16 protein-coding genes are annotated in these 17,990 nt (G+C 56.3%); 13 read left to right on the top strand and 3 right to left on the bottom strand.

Going from position 1 to position 17,990, the window contains the following annotated elements; all coding sequences use genetic code 11:
* Window positions 1-40: 40 nt before the first annotated feature.
* The 10 genes from iscR to sseB all read left to right on the top strand — a co-directional run bounded on the left by iscR (window position 41) and on the right by sseB (window position 8,166).
* Window positions 41-535, top strand: a complete 495-nt coding sequence (gene iscR, locus ACH0VJ_RS15255) for a Fe-S cluster assembly transcriptional regulator IscR (RefSeq protein WP_001241346.1) — start codon at window positions 41-43, stop codon at window positions 533-535.
* A gap of 180 nt (window positions 536-715) precedes the next feature.
* Window positions 716-1,930 carry a cysteine desulfurase gene (gene iscS, locus ACH0VJ_RS15250; RefSeq protein WP_000775263.1) on the top strand — a complete coding sequence of 405 codons (1,215 nt, stop codon included), beginning with the start codon at window positions 716-718 and terminating at the stop codon, window positions 1,928-1,930.
* 27 nt (window positions 1,931-1,957) lie between these two features.
* Complete coding sequence (iscU, locus tag ACH0VJ_RS15245; RefSeq protein ID WP_000331704.1) at window positions 1,958-2,344, top strand: Fe-S cluster assembly scaffold IscU; 387 nt, start codon at window positions 1,958-1,960, stop codon at window positions 2,342-2,344.
* 28 nt (window positions 2,345-2,372) lie between these two features.
* Entirely contained in the window at window positions 2,373-2,696 is a 324-nt protein-coding gene (iscA, locus tag ACH0VJ_RS15240; protein ID WP_000028952.1) for an iron-sulfur cluster assembly protein IscA, read from the top strand.
* Window positions 2,697-2,891: 195 nt separating this feature from the next.
* Complete coding sequence (gene hscB / locus ACH0VJ_RS15235; protein ID WP_000384398.1) at window positions 2,892-3,407, top strand: co-chaperone HscB; 516 nt, start codon at window positions 2,892-2,894, stop codon at window positions 3,405-3,407.
* A gap of 12 nt (window positions 3,408-3,419) precedes the next feature.
* On the top strand, window positions 3,420-5,270 hold the full coding sequence (gene hscA / locus ACH0VJ_RS15230) for a Fe-S protein assembly chaperone HscA (protein WP_001196667.1): 1,851 nt from the start codon (window positions 3,420-3,422) through the stop codon (window positions 5,268-5,270).
* Between the two features lies 1 nt (window position 5,271).
* A complete protein-coding gene (gene fdx / locus ACH0VJ_RS15225) occupies window positions 5,272-5,607 on the top strand; it encodes an ISC system 2Fe-2S type ferredoxin (protein WP_001124466.1) in 336 nt (111 codons plus the stop codon).
* An 11-nt stretch (window positions 5,608-5,618) separates the two neighbouring features.
* Entirely contained in the window at window positions 5,619-5,819 is a 201-nt protein-coding gene (gene iscX / locus ACH0VJ_RS15220) for a Fe-S cluster assembly protein IscX (RefSeq protein WP_000523621.1), read from the top strand.
* A 177-nt stretch (window positions 5,820-5,996) separates the two neighbouring features.
* On the top strand, window positions 5,997-7,280 hold the full coding sequence (gene pepB, locus ACH0VJ_RS15215) for an aminopeptidase PepB (protein WP_000133536.1): 1,284 nt from the start codon (window positions 5,997-5,999) through the stop codon (window positions 7,278-7,280).
* A gap of 109 nt (window positions 7,281-7,389) precedes the next feature.
* The gene (gene sseB, locus ACH0VJ_RS15210; RefSeq protein WP_001522413.1) at window positions 7,390-8,166 is read left to right on the top strand and encodes an enhanced serine sensitivity protein SseB; all 777 of its coding nucleotides are present in this window, start codon (window positions 7,390-7,392) and stop codon (window positions 8,164-8,166) included.
* 36 nt (window positions 8,167-8,202) lie between these two features.
* Here sseB and timP read toward each other — a convergent pair whose 3' ends face one another.
* Together timP and ACH0VJ_RS15200 are read right to left on the bottom strand one after the other, a co-directional pair.
* Window positions 8,203-8,319, bottom strand: coding sequence for a small toxic inner membrane protein TimP (gene timP, locus ACH0VJ_RS15205; RefSeq protein WP_350028759.1), 117 nt, complete (start codon window positions 8,317-8,319; stop codon window positions 8,203-8,205).
* Window positions 8,320-8,734: 415 nt separating this feature from the next.
* Entirely contained in the window at window positions 8,735-9,403 is a 669-nt protein-coding gene (locus tag ACH0VJ_RS15200) for a DUF5066 family protein (protein ID WP_000355297.1), read from the bottom strand.
* A gap of 41 nt (window positions 9,404-9,444) precedes the next feature.
* Between ACH0VJ_RS15200 and ACH0VJ_RS15195 the strand changes: the two genes are divergently transcribed.
* Complete coding sequence (locus tag ACH0VJ_RS15195) at window positions 9,445-9,669, top strand: hypothetical protein (RefSeq protein WP_000851099.1); 225 nt, start codon at window positions 9,445-9,447, stop codon at window positions 9,667-9,669.
* Here ACH0VJ_RS15195 and sseA read toward each other — a convergent pair.
* The gene (gene sseA, locus ACH0VJ_RS15190) at window positions 9,649-10,491 is read right to left on the bottom strand and encodes a 3-mercaptopyruvate sulfurtransferase (protein ID WP_079833548.1); all 843 of its coding nucleotides are present in this window, start codon (window positions 10,489-10,491) and stop codon (window positions 9,649-9,651) included. The genes ACH0VJ_RS15195 and sseA overlap by 21 nt on opposite strands.
* A 208-nt stretch (window positions 10,492-10,699) precedes the next feature.
* Between sseA and ACH0VJ_RS15185 the strand changes: the two genes are divergently transcribed.
* Together ACH0VJ_RS15185 and pbpC are read left to right on the top strand one after the other, a co-directional pair.
* Window positions 10,700-15,634 (top strand): alpha-2-macroglobulin, encoded by a 4,935-nt coding sequence (locus tag ACH0VJ_RS15185; protein ID WP_000681864.1) that lies wholly within the window; start codon window positions 10,700-10,702, stop codon window positions 15,632-15,634.
* Window positions 15,635-17,950: a peptidoglycan glycosyltransferase PbpC gene (gene pbpC, locus ACH0VJ_RS15180; protein WP_001014768.1), complete on the top strand. Its 2,316-nt coding sequence runs from the start codon at window positions 15,635-15,637 to the stop codon at window positions 17,948-17,950.
* Window positions 17,951-17,990 lie beyond the last annotated feature (40 nt).

Below are 17,990 nucleotides of genomic sequence, written 5' to 3'. Positions count from 1 at the left end.
AAAAACCCCGGGCAGGGGCGAGTTTGAGGTTAAGTAAGACATGAGACTGACATCTAAAGGGCGTTATGCCGTGACCGCAATGTTAGACGTTGCGCTCAACTCCGAAGCGGGCCCGGTACCGTTGGCTGATATTTCTGAACGTCAGGGGATTTCCCTTTCTTATCTGGAACAGCTATTTTCCCGTTTACGTAAAAACGGTCTGGTTTCCAGCGTACGCGGGCCGGGCGGCGGTTATCTGCTGGGTAAAGATGCTGGCAGTATCGCGGTCGGCGAAGTGATCAGCGCGGTTGATGAATCCGTTGACGCGACCCGTTGTCAGGGCAAAGGCGGCTGCCAGGGCGGCGATAAATGCCTGACCCATGCGCTGTGGCGTGATTTAAGCGATCGCCTGACCGGTTTTCTCAACAATATTACCTTAGGCGAGCTGGTGAATAACCAGGAAGTTCTGGATGTGTCTGGTCGCCAGCACACGCATGACGCGCCGCGCGCCAGTGGTCGTGCGCAGGACGCTATCGACGTTAAATTACGCGCTTAATTAAAATATTACGCCATCTCTTCTGGCGGCCTCATACGGTGAATGCCGCGGTCGTCTGAAGGATGAAGCGTAAAAAAGAATTCAGAATCAGGCCGGGACGCGGACGTCCCGTCAACACGGTCGTACATCCAGCCGGTTGCCTGATTCCTTGCATTGAGTGATGTACGGAGTTTAAGAGCAATGAAATTACCGATTTATCTCGACTACTCCGCAACCACGCCGGTGGACCCGCGTGTTGCCGAGAAAATGATGCAGTTTCTGACCCTGGACGGAACCTTTGGGAACCCGGCGTCTCGTTCACACCGTTTCGGCTGGCAGGCTGAAGAAGCCGTCGATATCGCCCGCAACCAGATTGCTGAACTGGTCGGCGCCGACCCGCGTGAAATCGTCTTTACCTCAGGGGCGACGGAGTCCGATAACCTGGCGATCAAAGGCGCTGCCAACTTTTATCAGAAAAAAGGCAAGCACATCATCACCAGCAAGACCGAGCACAAAGCGGTGCTGGACACCTGCCGTCAGCTTGAGCGCGAAGGGTTTGAAGTGACCTACCTGGCACCGCAGCGCAACGGCATCATCGATCTCAACGAGCTCGAAGCAGCGATGCGTGACGACACCATTCTGGTTTCCATCATGCACGTGAACAACGAAATCGGCGTGGTGCAGGATATCGCGACCATCGGCGAAATGTGCCGCGCGCGCGGTATCATCTACCACGTTGATGCCACCCAGAGCGTGGGCAAACTGCCTATCGATCTGAGCCAACTGAAAGTGGATCTGATGTCCTTCTCCGGTCATAAAATTTATGGTCCGAAAGGCATTGGCGCGCTGTATGTGCGTCGTAAGCCGCGTATTCGCATTGAAGCGCAGATGCATGGCGGCGGGCACGAGCGCGGTATGCGATCTGGTACTCTGCCTGTCCACCAGATCGTCGGCATGGGCGAAGCTTACCGTATCGCGAAAGAAGAGATGGAGACCGAAATGGCCCGTCTGCGCGGTCTGCGTAACCGTCTGTGGAACGGCATCAAAGATATTGAAGAAGTTTACCTGAACGGCGACCTTGAGCAGGGCGCGCCAAACATTCTCAACGTGAGCTTTAACTACGTTGAAGGCGAGTCGCTGATCATGGCGCTGAAAGACCTGGCGGTCTCTTCCGGTTCCGCCTGCACCTCCGCCAGTCTGGAACCGTCCTACGTGCTGCGCGCGTTGGGCATGAATGACGAGCTGGCGCATAGCTCTATCCGTTTCTCTTTAGGTCGTTTTACCACTGAAGAAGAGATCGACTACACCATTGATCTGGTTCGTAAATCCATTGGCCGTCTGCGTGACCTTTCTCCACTGTGGGAAATGTACAAGCAGGGTGTGGATCTGAACAGCATCGAATGGGCTCATCATTAATCGGTATCGGAATCAGGAGAATTTATAATGGCTTACAGCGAAAAAGTAATCGATCACTATGAGAACCCGCGTAACGTAGGGTCGTTTGACAACAACGACGATAACGTGGGAAGCGGCATGGTTGGCGCGCCAGCCTGCGGCGACGTCATGAAGTTGCAGATTAAAGTTAACGATGAAGGTATCATTGAAGACGCGCGCTTCAAGACTTACGGCTGCGGTTCCGCTATCGCCTCCAGTTCTCTGGTAACGGAGTGGGTGAAAGGGAAATCCCTGGACGAAGCGCAGGCGATTAAAAACACCGACATTGCAGACGAACTGGAGCTGCCGCCGGTGAAAATTCACTGCTCTATTCTGGCGGAAGACGCGATTAAAGCCGCTATTGCGGATTACAAAAGCAAACGCGAAGCGAAATAAAATAGAACGTTAACATTGAGGTTTTGTTATGTCGATTACACTTAGCGACAGTGCAGCAGCGCGAGTTAATACCTTCCTGGCCAACCGTGGTAAAGGGTTTGGTCTGCGTCTGGGCGTGAGAACCTCCGGCTGCTCAGGTATGGCTTATGTACTGGAATTTGTTGACGAGCCGACGGCGGAAGACACCGTGTTTGAAGACAAAGGCGTTAAGGTAGTGGTTGACGGCAAGAGCCTGCAATTTCTGGACGGTACACAGCTGGACTTCGTAAAAGAAGGTCTGAACGAAGGGTTTAAATTCTCCAACCCGAATGTGAAAGATGAGTGTGGTTGCGGCGAAAGCTTCCACGTGTAACCGTGTTCCGCTGTTATACCGAGCATTCGTGCTGCAGAAAAGCGGCAAGCGAGTGAATCCCCAGGCGCTTACTTGAGTAAATGACTGGGGGAACCCGCGCAGACAACGCATCTGCGGCGCGAAGTAAGAAGGTATAACCCCACCGTGGTCGCCTGCGTGTGGGGTTTGTTCTGACAGGCTATCCCTGAGAATGTTATGGATTACTTCACCCTCTTTGGCTTACCAGCCCGTTATCAGATTGACACCCAGGCGCTGAGCCTTCGTTTTCAGGATCTGCAACGCCAGTATCACCCTGACAAATTTGCCAACGGCACCCAGGCGCAGCAGCTTGCCGCCGTCCAGCAATCCGCCACGATCAACCAGGCCTGGCAAACGCTGCGTCACCCTTTGACGCGCGCGGAGTATCTGCTCTCCTTACACGGGTTCGATCTGGCCAGCGAGCAACATACGGTACGCGACACCGCGTTTCTGATGGAACAACTCACGCTTCGCGAAGAGCTGGACGATATCGAGCAATCAAAAGACGACGTGCGGCTGGAAAGCTTCATCAAACGCGTACAAAAGATGTTTGATGCTCGTCTTCAGCAAATGGTGGAACAGTTGGACAACGCCGCGTGGGACGCGGCGGCGGATACGGTGCGCAAACTGCGGTTTCTCGATAAACTGCGAAGCAGCGCAGAACAACTCGAAGAAAAGCTGCTCGATTTTTAACTGGAATCTAACATGGCCTTATTACAAATTAGTGAGCCTGGTCTGAGCGCCGCGCCGCATCAGCGTCGTCTGGCGGCGGGCATCGACTTAGGCACTACCAACTCTCTGGTTGCGACGGTTCGCAGCGGCCAGGCGGAAACTCTGCCTGACCACGAAGGGCGCCACCTGTTGCCTTCAGTGGTTCACTATCAGCAGCAGGGCCATACGGTCGGTTACGCTGCGCGTGACAATGCCGCGCAGGATACGGCCAACACTATCAGCTCTGTGAAACGCATGATGGGACGCTCGCTGGCGGATATCCAGACGCGCTATCCGCATCTGCCTTACCGGTTTAAGGCAAGCGTTAATGGGCTGCCGATGATTGACACGGCGGCTGGATTGCTCAATCCGGTATGCGTATCTGCTGATATTCTCAAAGCGCTGGCCGCGCGGGCTAGCGAATCGCTCTCCGGCGAGCTGGATGGCGTGGTGATTACCGTTCCCGCCTATTTCGATGATGCCCAACGTCAGGGAACGAAAGACGCCGCGCGTCTGGCAGGCCTGCATGTCCTGCGCCTGCTCAACGAACCGACGGCGGCGGCGATTGCCTACGGTCTGGACTCAGGCAAAGAAGGCGTTATCGCTGTTTACGATCTCGGCGGCGGTACCTTCGATATCTCTATCTTACGCCTGAGCCGCGGGGTGTTTGAAGTGCTGGCGACGGGCGGTGATTCTGCGCTCGGCGGCGACGACTTTGACCATCTGCTGGCGGACTATATTCGCGAGCAGGCGGGAATTGCCGATCGTAGCGACAATCGCGTTCAGCGCGAATTGCTGGATGCCGCGATTGCGGCGAAAATCGCCTTAAGCGATGCCGATACCGTTCGCGTTAACGTTGCGGGCTGGCAGGGGGAGATCACTCGCGAGCAGTTTAACGATCTCATTTCCGCGCTGGTTAAGCGCACACTATTGGCCTGCCGTCGCGCATTGAAAGATGCCGGCGTTGATCCCCAGGACGTTCTGGAAGTGGTCATGGTCGGCGGTTCGACCCGTGTACCGCTGGTTCGTGAGCGGGTGGGCGAATTTTTTGGCCGCACGCCGTTAACCGCTATCGACCCGGATAAAGTGGTCGCTATCGGCGCAGCGATTCAGGCCGATATTCTGGTCGGCAACAAGCCGGACAGCGAAATGCTGCTGCTGGACGTGATTCCACTCTCTCTTGGGCTGGAAACGATGGGTGGCCTGGTGGAAAAAGTCATTCCGCGCAACACCACTATCCCGGTGGCGCGCGCGCAGGATTTCACCACCTTCAAAGACGGCCAGACCGCGATGTCTATCCATGTGATGCAGGGCGAACGCGAACTGGTGCAGGACTGCCGCTCGCTGGCGCGCTTTGCGCTGCGCGGGATTCCGCCGCTGCCGGCGGGCGGGGCGCATATTCGCGTGACCTTCCAGGTAGACGCTGATGGCCTGTTGAGCGTCACCGCAATGGAAAAATCCACCGGCGTCGAGGCCTCCATTCAGGTCAAACCTTCCTATGGCCTGACCGATGGCGAAATCGCCTCGATGATCAAGGATTCCATGAGTTTTGCCGAGCAGGACGTGAAAGCGCGTATGCTGGCGGAGCAAAAAGTCGAAGCCGCGCGCGTGCTGGAAAGTTTGACCGGCGCGCTAACTGCCGACGCCGCGCTGTTAAGCGCCGCAGAACGTCAATGCATTGATGATGCCGCCGCACATTTAAGCGCGGTCGCACAAGGCGATGATGTTGACGCCATAGAACAAGCCATTAAAAACGTAGATAAACAAACCCAGGAATTTGCCGCTCGCCGCATGGACCAGTCGGTTCGTCGCGCGTTGAAAGGCCATTCCGTAGACGAGGTTTAACATGCCGAAGATTGTTATTCTGCCTCATCAGGATCTTTGTCCGGATGGCGCAGTTCTGGAAGCTGAGACCGGTGAAACCATTCTTGACGTTGCGCTGCGCAACGGCATCGAGATTGAACACGCCTGTGAGAAATCGTGCGCCTGCACCACCTGTCACTGTATTGTACGTGAAGGCTTCGACTCCTTGCCGGAAAGTTCGGAAGAAGAAGACGATATGCTGGATAAAGCGTGGGGGCTGGAGCCGGAAAGTCGACTGAGCTGCCAGGCCCGCGTTACCGACGACGATCTGGTTATCGAAATTCCACGTTACACAATCAACCATGCGCGTGAGCATTAACAGAGGGTAGTATGGGACTCAAGTGGACCGATAGCCGCGAGATCGGCGAAGCGTTATACGACGCATATCCTGATGTCGATCCTAAAACCGTTCGTTTCACCGATCTGCATCAGTGGATCTGCGAACTGGACGATTTTGACGACGACCCTAACGCATCCAATGAAAAAATTCTGGAGGCGATTCTGCTAGTCTGGTTGGATGAAGCAGAGTAATTTTTGCGTCATGATCCTCGCCGCAGGTGCGTTGGCTACGTTCGCTCACCCCAGTCACATAGTTTGCTATGCTCCCGGGGATTCGCTCACTTGCCGCCTTCCTGCAACGCGAATCATTTAGCAAAAGATCTAACGGGCTGCCCTACGGCGGCCCGTTTGCTAATAAGGAAAATAACAATGACAGAAGCCATGAAAATTACGCTTTCCACGCAGCCTGCCGATGCGCGCTGGGGCGATAAAGCCACTTACAGTATTAATAACGACGGTATTACCTTGCATCTTAACGGTAAAGACGATCTGGGGTTGATCCAGCGTGCGGCGCGTAAAATCGACGGCCTGGGAATAAAACAGGTCGCGCTGACAGGCGAAGGATGGGATATCGAGCGTTGTTGGGCATTCTGGGCGGGTTACAAAGGACCAAAAGGCGTCCGTACCGTAATGTGGCCGGATTTAGACGATGCCCAACGTCAGGAACTGGATAACCGCCTGACCATTATTGACTGGGTGCGCGACACCATTAATGCTCCGGCGGAAGAGCTTGGGCCGGAGCAACTGGCGCAGCGCGCGGTGGATCTGCTGTGCAGCGTCGCGTGCGATAGCGTCACTTATCGTATCACCAAAGGCGAAGATCTGCGCGAGCAGAACTATATGGGGTTGCATACCGTAGGCCGTGGTTCTGAGCGTCCGCCGGTGCTGCTGGCGCTGGATTACAACCCGACGGGAGACAAAGATGCGCCGGTTTATGCCTGCCTGGTCGGTAAAGGTATTACCTTTGACTCCGGCGGCTACAGTATCAAACAAAGCGCTTTTATGGACTCAATGAAATCCGATATGGGCGGCGCGGCGACAGTAACGGGCGCGCTGGCGTTCGCCATTACCCGTGGGTTGAATAAACGCGTAAAACTGTTCCTGTGCTGTGCCGATAATCTGATCAGCGGCAATGCGTTTAAACTGGGCGATATTATTCGCTACCGTAATGGCAAGAATGTCGAAGTCATGAATACCGATGCGGAAGGGCGACTGGTACTGGCGGATGGCCTGATTGACGCCAGCGCGCAACACCCGCAGCTAATCATTGATATGGCGACGTTAACCGGCGCGGCGAAAACGGCGCTGGGTAACGACTATCATGCGCTATTCAGTTTTGACGATACGCTGGCGGGGCGCTTGCTGACCAGCGCGGCGCAAGAGAATGAACCGTTCTGGCGTCTGCCGCTGGCGGAGTTCCACCGTAACCAGCTGCCGTCTAACTTTGCGGAACTGAACAACACCGGCAGCGCGGCGTATCCCGCCGGGGCAAGCACCGCCGCGGGTTTTCTGTCGCACTTTGTTGAAAATTACCGCGAAGGCTGGCTGCACATTGACTGTTCCGCCACTTATCGCAAAGCGCCGGTTGAGCAGTGGGCTGCCGGGGCAACCGGTCTGGGTGTGCGCACCATCGCGAATTTGCTGACCGCCTGAACGGTGTTTTTGTAGGCCGGGTAAGCGAAGCGCCACCCGGCATTTTGCCTGATGGCGACGCCGTGCGTCTTATCAGGCCTACAACCCATATACATAATTTGTGATTCCTATGTCCGAAACTAAAAATGAATTAGAAATCTTGCTGGAGAAAGCGGCGACTGAGCCCGCGCATCGTCCGGCATTTTTCCGTACCTTACTGGAGTCCACCGTCTGGGTGCCGGGCAGCGCTGCCGAAGGCGAGGCGATAGTGGAAGACAGCGCTCTGGATTTGCAGCACTGGGAAAAAGAAGACGGCACGACCGTCATTCCCTTCTTTACTTCTCTGGAGGCGCTGCAGCAGGCCGTGGAAGACGAACAGGCGTTTGTGGTGATGCCGGCGCGCACGCTGTTTGAAATGACGCTTGGCGAAACGTTATTCCTCAACGCTAAATTGCCGACCGGCAAAGAGTTTATGCCGCGTGAAATCAGCCTGCTTCTCGCTGAGGAAGGCAGTCCGTTAAGTACGCAGGAAGTGCTGGAAGGCGGCGAGTCGCTTATTTTATCCGAAGTGGCCGAGCCGCCGTCGCAGATGATTGATTCCCTCACTACGCTGTTTAAAACCATCAAACCGGTGAAACGCGCATTTCTCTGCGCGATTAAAGAACATGCGGACGCCCAACCCAATCTGCTGATTGGCATTGAGGCTGACGGCGATATTGAAGAGATCATTCACGCAGCGGGCAATGTGGCGACCGACACGTTACCGGGTGACGAACCGATCGATATTTGTCAGGTGAGGAAGGGCGAGCAGGGTATCAGCCACTTTATCACTGAGCATATCGCGCCGTTCTACGAGCGCCGCTGGGGCGGGTTCCTGCGCGATTTTAAACAGAACCGCATCATCTGAATAAAAGAAAGCCGCCCAACAGGGCGGCCTCCTGGCTTACCTGCTCTGGACGTTGAGCGTTACGGGAACAGAGCTACCTGGGTGGCTTCTGTCTGCGTGAAGACACAACGTGCCAGAAACAAGAAGCACGACACAAAAGTATCGTACCTTCATGTTGCGGTCCTTGCGAAGACCGCATCACGGCAGCACCGCTGGCGATAATGCCGTGATAGCAGGCACTACGGTGTGCCTGCGCTTACGGCCATGGGTTATCCTCTCCTGAAGCCAGCGCCCGTTTGCGAGACGGCGGAAAGGGCCGGGAAAGATAATACCTCAAATGTTGAATAGTTTCCCGGTAAATCATATTGACATTTGCTCCCTTAAAAGGGAGTATTAATCCCCTACGGTGTGCCTGCGTTGCTATGGCAACAAAGCCTGCTGGAAAGGCCGCGAACCGGACCAGCACAAAAAAACCGCTCAACTGAGCGGTTTTTTTGTGACCTGCTTAAACCGAATTTATGTAGATTCGTTTTAAATCAGCCTGAACGGTAGGCCGGATAAGCGTGAGCGCCACCCGACAGCATGTCGATTAATCGACGAGCGCGTCCAGTTTTGCCCAAAACGCCTCATGATAATCCTCCAGGTCAAGTAAAGCGGCATCGCGTTTTTCATTCATTTTTTGCTGTGCCTTCCATTGCGAAAGATGTAAATCCTCTTCGGTAAAGCCAATGTCTTTAGCGCCCGAAATAATATTATAGAGATATTCCACCAGAGAAGACTCCGCCAGCCAGAATTCATTTCGTTCCATGCGGGCAATAGGGTATTCGCCGTTGGCATCCCGTTCGGTGATATAGATAAAAATGGCCTGATCGCCGACATGATCGATACGAATTAATGCCGGAAGACGGGGATCGTTACTCCAGACAGGCATCAGATCTTCAATATCAATACCTGAGCTATCCATGCCAACGCCGTAATACGCCTCTTCATCAGGGGAGTAAGAATGAATTACTCCCTCTTTATCAATAGATCTTTGTAATGTTTCAATCACAGGCATATTATAATTGCTAAGTAGATCGCGGTCGTAGGCCAGTAGCGCCTTCAGGCTTTCAGGTAACTCAGTGGTTTCCGTATTTTGCGGATCGCGATACTTACGCACTCGCAGACGACTTATTTCCTCGGCAGGCATAGGATTAGGCACTTTATTGCGGTTAACCTTTTTAACTAGCTCAATTAAATTAGCGAGTGAAATATCCATTTTCCATCCTTAAAAATTATATTTACAGGAGTTATTTCCCGGTGAAAACCAAAACAGCGGTGATGATACTCCTTATACCCGACGTAAAGTATTTACCGATAAAAAATAGGATTTTATTAAGAGAAAATAATGCCCGTTTGCAGAACAGCGGAAAAGAGCTGAATAAAAACAATGTCTGTAGGTCGTTTTACATCAGCCTGAACGGTAGGCCGGATAAGCGTGAGCGCCATCCGGCATGGCAGATATTAAGCGGGTTCAACCGGTAAATCGGTACGCGCGCCCCATTCGCTCCACGCGCCGTCGTAAAGCGTGACGTCAGGCACATCCAGCGTGGCGAGCGCCAGCACCACGACCGCGGCCGTCACGCCGGAACCGCAACTGGCGATAATCGGTCTGTCGAAACTCACGCCGTGGCTGAAAAAAACCTCATTCAGTTCGTCAGTGGTTTTTAATTCGCCCTCATACACCAGTTCCGTCCACGGAACGTTTAGCGCGCCAGGAATGTGTCCGCGCCTCAGCCCCGGACGCGGTTCATCAGCCTGAGCGTTAAAACGCGCCGCCGGACGCGCGTCAACGATTTGCGCGGTTTTTTCATGGCTTGCCAGCAATACGTCGGTGAGGCGCACCATGGCTTGCGGCGTGAATTTCGCCTCAAACTCGCCTCCTTCATGCGCTTCCTCGCCTTCGCGCAATAGCCATTCGTCGCGCTGCCAGCCCGCCAGCCCGCCCGCCAGAATGGACACTTTCTCGGCACCGAACGTGCGCAGCATCCACCATGCCCGCGGAGCGGAGAACAGATTGCCTTCATCGTATATGACCAGGTGTTTATCCTGGCGAACACCCAGTTCACGCATGGCCACCGCAAACGCTTCCGGGCGCGGCATCATATGCGGCAGCGGCGATGCGCGATCGGAAAGCGCTTCAATATCAAAAAACAGCGCGCCGGGAATATGTCCGGCGCGACATTCGCCCGCCATATCACGATGTTCCTGTCCTGGCGGCGCCATACGGGCGTCAAGAATTTGTATTTCCGGATCATCAATATGTTCGGCAAGCCAGTCGGCGGCGACAAAAAAGGCGGTGGTCATGGGCATCTCCATTGTTACCTGATTATGGTCAAATTGTCGGACGTTTCCCGAAAAGGGACAAGTAGAAGAGGCTGTTTTGGCTGGCGAAACCACATTTCTGCGTAAAATTTTCGCATCATCACAGTAATACGGACTTACACAATAAAATTTCTCGCGCATAATATCTCATCAACCGTTGCTGACAGGCCGTTAAGGCCAGGGATGAAAGATGAAACATTTACGCGTGGTGGCCTGCATGATCATGCTGGCGCTGGCGGGATGCGATAACAACGATAAAACCGCCCCGACGACTAAAAGCGAAGCGCCAGCCGTAGCGCAGCCCTCGCCCGCGCAAGACCCGGCACAGCTACAAAAGCTGGCGCAGCAAAGCCAGGGCAAAGCGCTCACGCTATTAGACGCCTCCGAAGCGCAGCTCGACGGCGCGGCGACGCTGGTGCTGACGTTTTCAATTCCTTTAGATCCTGAACAGGATTTCTCCCGTGTGGTTCACGTGGTTGATAAGAAAAGCGGCAGCGTTGACGGCGCATGGGAGCTGGCGCCAAATTTAAAAGAGCTAAGGTTACGTCATCTGGAACCTGAGCGCGTGCTGGTGGTCACGGTTGATCCCGCCGTTAAGGCGCTGAATAACGCCACCTTCGGCAAGTCTTATGAAAAAACGATTACCACGCGTGATGTCCAGCCCAGCGTCGGCTTTGCCAGCCGGGGATCGCTGCTACCGGGGAAAATCGCGGAAGGACTGCCGGTCATGGCGCTTAACGTCAACCACGTTGATGTGAACTTTTTCCGCGTTAAGCCCGGATCGCTGGCGTCATTTGTCAGCCAGTGGGAGTACCGTAGTTCTCTCTCTAACTGGGAGTCCGACAATCTGCTGAAAATGGCGGATCTGGTTTATACCGGTCGTTTTGATCTTAATCCGGCGCGCAATACGCGTGAGAAACTGCTGCTGCCATTAAGCGATATTAAGCCGCTGCAACAGGCGGGCGTATATGTGGCGGTAATGAATCAGGCTGGACACTACAACTATAGTAATGCCGCTACGTTGTTTACCCTTAGCGATATCGGCGTGTCCGCGCACCGTTACCATAATCGGCTGGATATCTTTACGCAAAGCCTGGAAAACGGCGCGGCGCAGTCGGGAATTGAGATCGTTCTTCTGAATGATAAAGGTCAGACGCTGGCGCAGGCGACGAGCGACGCGCAGGGACATGTGCAACTGGAGGCTGATAAAGCGGCGGCGCTATTACTGGCGCGTAAAGAGGAGCAGACCACGCTGCTCGATCTCACGCTTCCGGCTCTGGATCTGTCGGAATTTAATGTCGCTGGCGCGCCCGGCTACAGCAAGCAGTTCTTTATGTTCGGCCCGCGCGATCTCTACCGACCGGGCGAAACGGTTATCCTCAACGGATTACTGCGCGATAGCGACGGTAAAACGCTGCCCGATCAACCCGTTAAGCTGGAAGTGGTAAAACCAGACGGACAGGTGATGCGTACCGTCGTCAGCCAGCCGGAAAACGGGCTATACCGTTTGAATTATCCGCTGGATATCAACGCGCCGACCGGCTTGTGGCATGTCCGCGCCAACACCGGCGATAATTTGCTGCGGAGTTGGGATTTCCACGTGGAAGACTTTATGCCGGAGCGGATGGCGCTCAACCTGACGGCGCAAAAAACACCGCTGGCGCCTGCGGATGAGGTGAAATTCTCCGTTGTCGGCTATTACTTGTATGGGGCGCCTGCTAACGGCAATACCCTGCAAGGGCAACTTTTCCTGCGTCCGCTGCGCGACGCTGTCGCGGCGTTGCCTGGCTTCCAGTTCGGCAATATTGCCGAAGAGAATCTTTCGCGCAGCCTGGACGAAGTTCAACTGACGTTGGATAAAGGCGGACGTGGTGAAGTGAGTGCTGCCAGCCAGTGGCAAGAAGCGCATTCGCCGCTGCAGGTAATTCTACAGGCCAGCCTGCTGGAGTCTGGCGGTCGTCCGGTCACTCGTCGCGTAGAGCAGGCGATTTGGCCTGCCGATACGTTACCGGGAATTCGTCCACAGTTCGCCGCCAAAGCGGTATACGACTACCGTACGGATACCACCGTTAATCAACCGATTGTCGACGAAGACAGCAACGCCGCATTCGATATTGTTTACGCCAACGCGCAGGGCGAGAAAAAAGCGGTGTCCGGTTTACAGGTGCGGCTCATCCGCGAGCGTCGCGACTATTACTGGAACTGGTCGGAAAGCGAAGGCTGGCAGTCGCAGTTTGATCAAAAAGATCTGGTGGAGGGTGAGCAGACGCTGGATCTGAACGCGGATGAAACCGGAAAAGTCAGCTTCCCGGTGGAATGGGGCGCGTACCGTCTGGAGGTCAAAGCGCCGAATGAGACGGTCAGCAGCGTTCGTTTCTGGGCCGGCTATAGCTGGCAGGATAACAGCGACGGTAGCGGCGCGGCGCGTCCGGATCGCGTCACCCTCAAACTGGATAAAGCGAGTTATCGTCCAGGCGATACCATGAAATTGCATATCGCCGCGCCGGTCGCTGGTAAAGGTTATGCGATGGTGGAGTCCAGCGACGGTCCGCTGTGGTGGCAGGCGATCGATGTGCCGGCACAAGGTCTGGAGCTCACGATTCCGGTGGATAAAACCTGGAATCGCCACGATCTCTATCTCAGTACGCTGGTGGTGCGTCCCGGCGATAAATCTCGTTCCGCGACGCCAAAACGCGCCGTGGGGTTACTACACCTACCGCTGGGGGATGAAAACCGCCGCCTCGATCTGGCGCTGGAAAGCCCGGCTAAAATGCGCCCGAATCAGCCGCTCACCGTCAGGGTGAAAGCCAGCGTTAAACACGGCGAAATGCCAAAACAGATCAACGTGCTGGTCTCCGCGGTCGATAGAGGCGTATTGAATATCACCGATTACGCGACGCCGGACCCGTGGCAGGCGTTCTTCGGTCAAAAACGCTACGGTGCGGATATCTACGATATTTACGGCCAGGTCATTGAAGGGCAAGGACGGCTGGCGGCGTTGCGTTTTGGCGGCGATGGCGACGACCTTAAGCGCGGCGGAAAACCGCCGGTAAACCATGTCAATATTATCGCGCAGCAGGCGCAGCCGATCACGCTCAATGAGCAGGGCGAAGGCGTCGTAACGCTGCCGATTGGCGACTTTAACGGCGAACTGCGGGTTATGGCGCAGGCATGGACAGCGGACGATTTTGGTCGCGGCGAAAGCAAAGTTGTTGTCGCCGCGCCAGTGATTGCCGAGCTGAATATGCCGCGTTTTCTGGCGGGAGGGGATGTTTCGCGACTGGTGCTGGACGTCACCAATCTGACCGACCGCCCGCAGACGCTGAATATTGCGCTCGCCGCCAGTGGGTTACTGGAACTGCTTAGCCAGCAGCCGCAACCGGTCAACCTGGCGCCGGGCGTGCGCACCACCTTATTCGTTCCGGTACGCGCGCTGGAAGGTTTGGGCGAAGGCGAAATCCAGGCGACCATTAGCGGTCTGAATCTGCCGGGAGAAACCCTCGGCGCGCAGCATAAGCAGTGGCAAATCGGCGTGCGTCCGGCCTGGCCTGCCCAAACGGTAAATAGCGGCATTGCGCTGGCGCCGGGAGAGAGCTGGCATGTACCAGAGCAGCATCTGGCAAACGTCTCGCCAGCCACGTTACAGGGACAACTGCTGTTAAGCGGAAAACCGCCGCTCAATCTGGCGCGCTACATTCGCGAGCTGAAAGCATATCCGTACGGGTGCCTGGAACAAACCACCAGCGGGTTATTCCCGGCGCTGTATACCAATGCCGCTCAATTGCAGTCGCTCGGTATTACCGGCGATAGCGATGAAAAACGGCGCGCTGCGGTGGATATCGGCATCTCCCGGATACTACAGATGCAGCGTGATAACGGCGGTTTTGCGCTATGGGATGAAAATGGGGCGGAAGAGCCCTGGCTAACGGCCTACGCGATGGATTTCCTTATTCGCGCGGGCGAGCAGGGATATAGCGTCCCGCCGGAGGCCATTAACCGGGGCAATGAGCGACTGCTGCGCTATCTGCAGGATCCCGGCACGATGCTGATTCGTTATAGCGATAATACCCAGGCCAGTACTTTTGCCGCTCAGGCTTACGCCTCGCTGGTACTGGCGCGCCAGCAGAAAGCGCCGCTCGGCGCGCTGCGCGAAATCTGGGAGCGCCGTAGTCAGGCGGCTTCAGGACTGCCGCTGATGCAATTGGGCATCGCGTTAAACACGATGGGTGATGCCAGACGCGGCGAAGAGGCCATTACGCTGGCTCTGAATACGCCGCGTCAGGACGAACGGCAATGGATAGCGGATTACGGCAGTTCTCTGCGCGATAACGCTCTGATGTTGTCGCTACTGGAAGAGAACAACCTCAGACCGGACGCGCAAAACGCGCTATTAAGCTCGCTTTCTGAGCAGGCCTTCGGTCAGCGCTGGCTCTCTACCCAGGAGAACAGTGCCTTGTTCCTCGCCGCGCATTCGCGACAGGCCAGCGCGGGCGCCTGGCAGGCGCAGACCTCGTTAGAGGCGCAGCCGCTGTCGGGCGACAAGGCGCTGACCCGTAATCTGGGTGCTGACCAGCTGGCCGCCCTTGAGGTGACGAACACCGGTAGCCAGCCGCTATGGCTGCGTCTGGATAGCAGCGGCTATCCCTCATCTGCGCCTGAGCCTGCCAGCAACGTTTTGCAGATTGAACGACAAATACTGGGGACCGATGGTCAGCGCAAATCGCTGTCCTCGTTGCGTAGCGGCGAACTGGTGCTGGTCTGGTTAACGGTAGTGGCCGATCGCAATGTGCCGGATGCGCTGGTGGTGGACCTGCTCCCGGCCGGGCTGGAGCTGGAAAACCAGAATCTGGCTGACAGCAGCGCCAGCCTGCCGGAAAGCGGTAGCGAAGTGCAAAATCTGCTTAATCAGATGCAGCAGGCGGATATTCAGTATATGGAATTCCGCGACGATCGATTTGTGGCTGCCGTCGTCGTCAATGAGGGCCAGCCCGTGACGCTGGTCTACCTGGCGCGCGCGGTAACGCCGGGGACGTACCAGCTTGCGCAACCGCAGGTGGAATCGATGTACGTGCCTCAGTGGCGGGCAACCGGCGCGAGCGAGGGGCTGCTGATAGTGACGCCTTAAATGAACGGTTGGCGTGGTAAACGTGGCCGCTGGCTGTGGCTGGCGGGCGCGCCGCTTTTTATTTTCCTGGCGTTATGGGCGGCGGATAAACTCTGGCCGCTGCCGCTCAATGAGGTCCATCCTGCGCGGGTCGTGGTAGCCCATGACGGTACGCCGCTGTGGCGCTTTGCCGACGCCGGGGGGATCTGGCGTTATCCGGTGACGATTGAAGAGGTCTCTCCCCGCTACCTGGAGGCCTTAATCAATTACGAAGATCGCTGGTTCTGGCGGCACCCTGGCGTTAACCCTTTCTCCGTCGCGCGCGCGGCATGGCAGGATCTTACCGCCGGGCGCGTTATTTCCGGCGGCAGTACGCTGACTATGCAGGTGGCGAGGCTTCTGGACCCGCATTCGCGCACGTTCGGCGGTAAAATCCGCCAGCTTTGGCGCGCCCTCCAGCTTGAATGGCATTTGTCCAAGCGCGATATCCTGACGCTGTACCTGAACCGCGCGCCGTTCGGTGGCACGCTACAGGGTATTGGCGCTGCAAGCTGGGCCTACTTCGGCAAGCCGCCCGCGCGCCTGAGCTACGCTGACGCGGCGCTGCTGGCCGTATTGCCGCAGGCGCCGAGCCGGTTACGCCCCGACCGCTGGCCTGCGAGAGCCGAAGCGGCACGGAATAAAGTGCTGGATCGGATGGCGGAGCAGGGCGTCTGGCCTGCCGAAACGGTACGCGAGTCGCGTGAAGAGCCGGTCTGGCTGGCGCCGCGTCAAATGCCGCAACTGGCGCCGCTTTTTGCCCGAATGATGTTGAGTAAAAGCCGGAGCGACAAAATTGTGACCACGCTGGACGCCGGATTGCAGCGGCAACTGGAAGATCTGGCGCGGGCATGGAAAGGGCGGCTGCCTGCACGCAGTTCGTTGGCGATGATCGTCGTCGATCATACCGATATGAGCGTGCGCGGCTGGGTAGGATCGGTAGACCTTAATGACGACAGCCGTTTTGGTCATGTCGACATGGTAACGGCGATCCGATCGCCGGGATCGGTACTCAAACCCTTTGTGTACGGTCTGGCGCTGGATGACGGCTTGATCCATCCCGCATCATTATTACAGGACGTTCCGCGCCGCACCGGAGATTACCGCCCGGGAAACTTCGACAGCGGATTTCACGGCCCGGTCAGCATGAGCGACGCGCTGGTACGCTCGCTGAATCTGCCTGCCGTTCAGGTACTTGAAGCCTATGGGCCGAAACGATTTGCGGCAAAACTGCGTAACGTCGGCCTGCCGCTATATTTGCCTGCTGGCGCGGCGCCCAATCTTTCGCTGATTCTGGGCGGCGCGGGCGCGCGGCTTGACGAGATGGCGGCGGCATACAGCGCGTTCGCTCGTCATGGGAAAGCGGCGAAACTACGGTTACAGCCGGACGATCCGCTGTCGGAAAGACCATTAATGTCGCCGGGAGCGGCGTGGATCATTCGACGGATTATGGCGGATGAAGCGCAACCCTTGCCGGATAACGCGCTGCCGCGCATTGTGCCGTTGGCGTGGAAAACCGGCACCAGCTACGGCTATCGCGATGCGTGGGCTATTGGCGTTAACGCGCGCTATATCATCGGCATCTGGACAGGCAGACCCGACGGCACGCCTGTGGTGGGGCAATTTGGTTTTGCCAGCGCGGTGCCATTGCTTAACCAGGTCAATAATCTGTTACTGGCGCATACGGGACGCCTGCCGGAAGATCCGCGTCCGCAGGCGGTAAGCCGCGGCGTCATTTGCTGGCCGGGCGGACAGACTCTGCCTGCCGGAGACAGCAACTGTCGCCGCCGCCTGGCGACATGGCTTCTCGATGACAGCCAGCCGCCCACGCTGCTGTTACCTGAGCAGGAAGACATCAACGGTATTCGTTTCCCGGTCTGGCTGGATGATACGGGGCGGCGTGTCGCTGCCGACTGTCCGCAGGCGCGTGCGCATACGTTTATCGTCTGGCCGCGGCCGCTGGAGCCGTGGCTGCCGCCTGCGGAAAGACGTAGCGCCCGCTTGCCCGCGGCGTCCGACCACTGTCCGCCGCTACAGGGCAATGATGCCGCGCCGTTAATGCTGTCAGGAGTGAGGGATGGCGCGGTGATCAGGCAATTGCCAGGCCAGGAAAACGTTACGCTGCCCGTCTCGACTACCGGCGGTAAAGGGCGTCGCTGGTGGTTTTTAAATGGCGAACCTGTTAATGGCGAAAATAATCGCCTTTCTTTATTACTCAATATCGCTGGACGTTATCAACTTGTCGTAATGGATGAGTCCGGTCAGGTTGCAGCGGTTAATTTTGAATTAATACGTTAACAACTCTTCAGAATAAATTATGAATTTCATTTAATTTAAA

It is taken from the genome of Salmonella sp. 2020_1459, assembly GCF_043847915.1.
Lineage (GTDB): Bacteria > Pseudomonadota > Gammaproteobacteria > Enterobacterales > Enterobacteriaceae > Salmonella > Salmonella enterica.
Note: the sequence above shows the minus strand (reverse complement) of the source record. Positions and strands in the feature narration are given on the sequence as shown.

Coding starts and splice junctions, on each gene's coding strand:
- iscX (WP_000523621.1), top strand. CDS start 5,619: ATGGGACTCAAGTGGACCGATAGCCGCGAGATCGGCGAAGCGTTATAC.
- hscA (WP_001196667.1), top strand. CDS start 3,420: ATGGCCTTATTACAAATTAGTGAGCCTGGTCTGAGCGCCGCGCCGCAT.
- iscR (WP_001241346.1), top strand. CDS start 41: ATGAGACTGACATCTAAAGGGCGTTATGCCGTGACCGCAATGTTAGAC.
- iscS (WP_000775263.1), top strand. CDS start 716: ATGAAATTACCGATTTATCTCGACTACTCCGCAACCACGCCGGTGGAC.
- pbpC (WP_001014768.1), top strand. CDS start 15,635: ATGAACGGTTGGCGTGGTAAACGTGGCCGCTGGCTGTGGCTGGCGGGC.
- sseA (WP_079833548.1), bottom strand. CDS start 10,491: ATGACCACCGCCTTTTTTGTCGCCGCCGACTGGCTTGCCGAACATATT.
- pepB (WP_000133536.1), top strand. CDS start 5,997: ATGACAGAAGCCATGAAAATTACGCTTTCCACGCAGCCTGCCGATGCG.
- iscA (WP_000028952.1), top strand. CDS start 2,373: ATGTCGATTACACTTAGCGACAGTGCAGCAGCGCGAGTTAATACCTTC.
- fdx (WP_001124466.1), top strand. CDS start 5,272: ATGCCGAAGATTGTTATTCTGCCTCATCAGGATCTTTGTCCGGATGGC.
- hscB (WP_000384398.1), top strand. CDS start 2,892: ATGGATTACTTCACCCTCTTTGGCTTACCAGCCCGTTATCAGATTGAC.
- ACH0VJ_RS15185 (WP_000681864.1), top strand. CDS start 10,700: ATGAAACATTTACGCGTGGTGGCCTGCATGATCATGCTGGCGCTGGCG.
- ACH0VJ_RS15200 (WP_000355297.1), bottom strand. CDS start 9,403: ATGGATATTTCACTCGCTAATTTAATTGAGCTAGTTAAAAAGGTTAAC.
- iscU (WP_000331704.1), top strand. CDS start 1,958: ATGGCTTACAGCGAAAAAGTAATCGATCACTATGAGAACCCGCGTAAC.
- sseB (WP_001522413.1), top strand. CDS start 7,390: ATGTCCGAAACTAAAAATGAATTAGAAATCTTGCTGGAGAAAGCGGCG.
- timP (WP_350028759.1), bottom strand. CDS start 8,319: ATGAAGGTACGATACTTTTGTGTCGTGCTTCTTGTTTCTGGCACGTTG.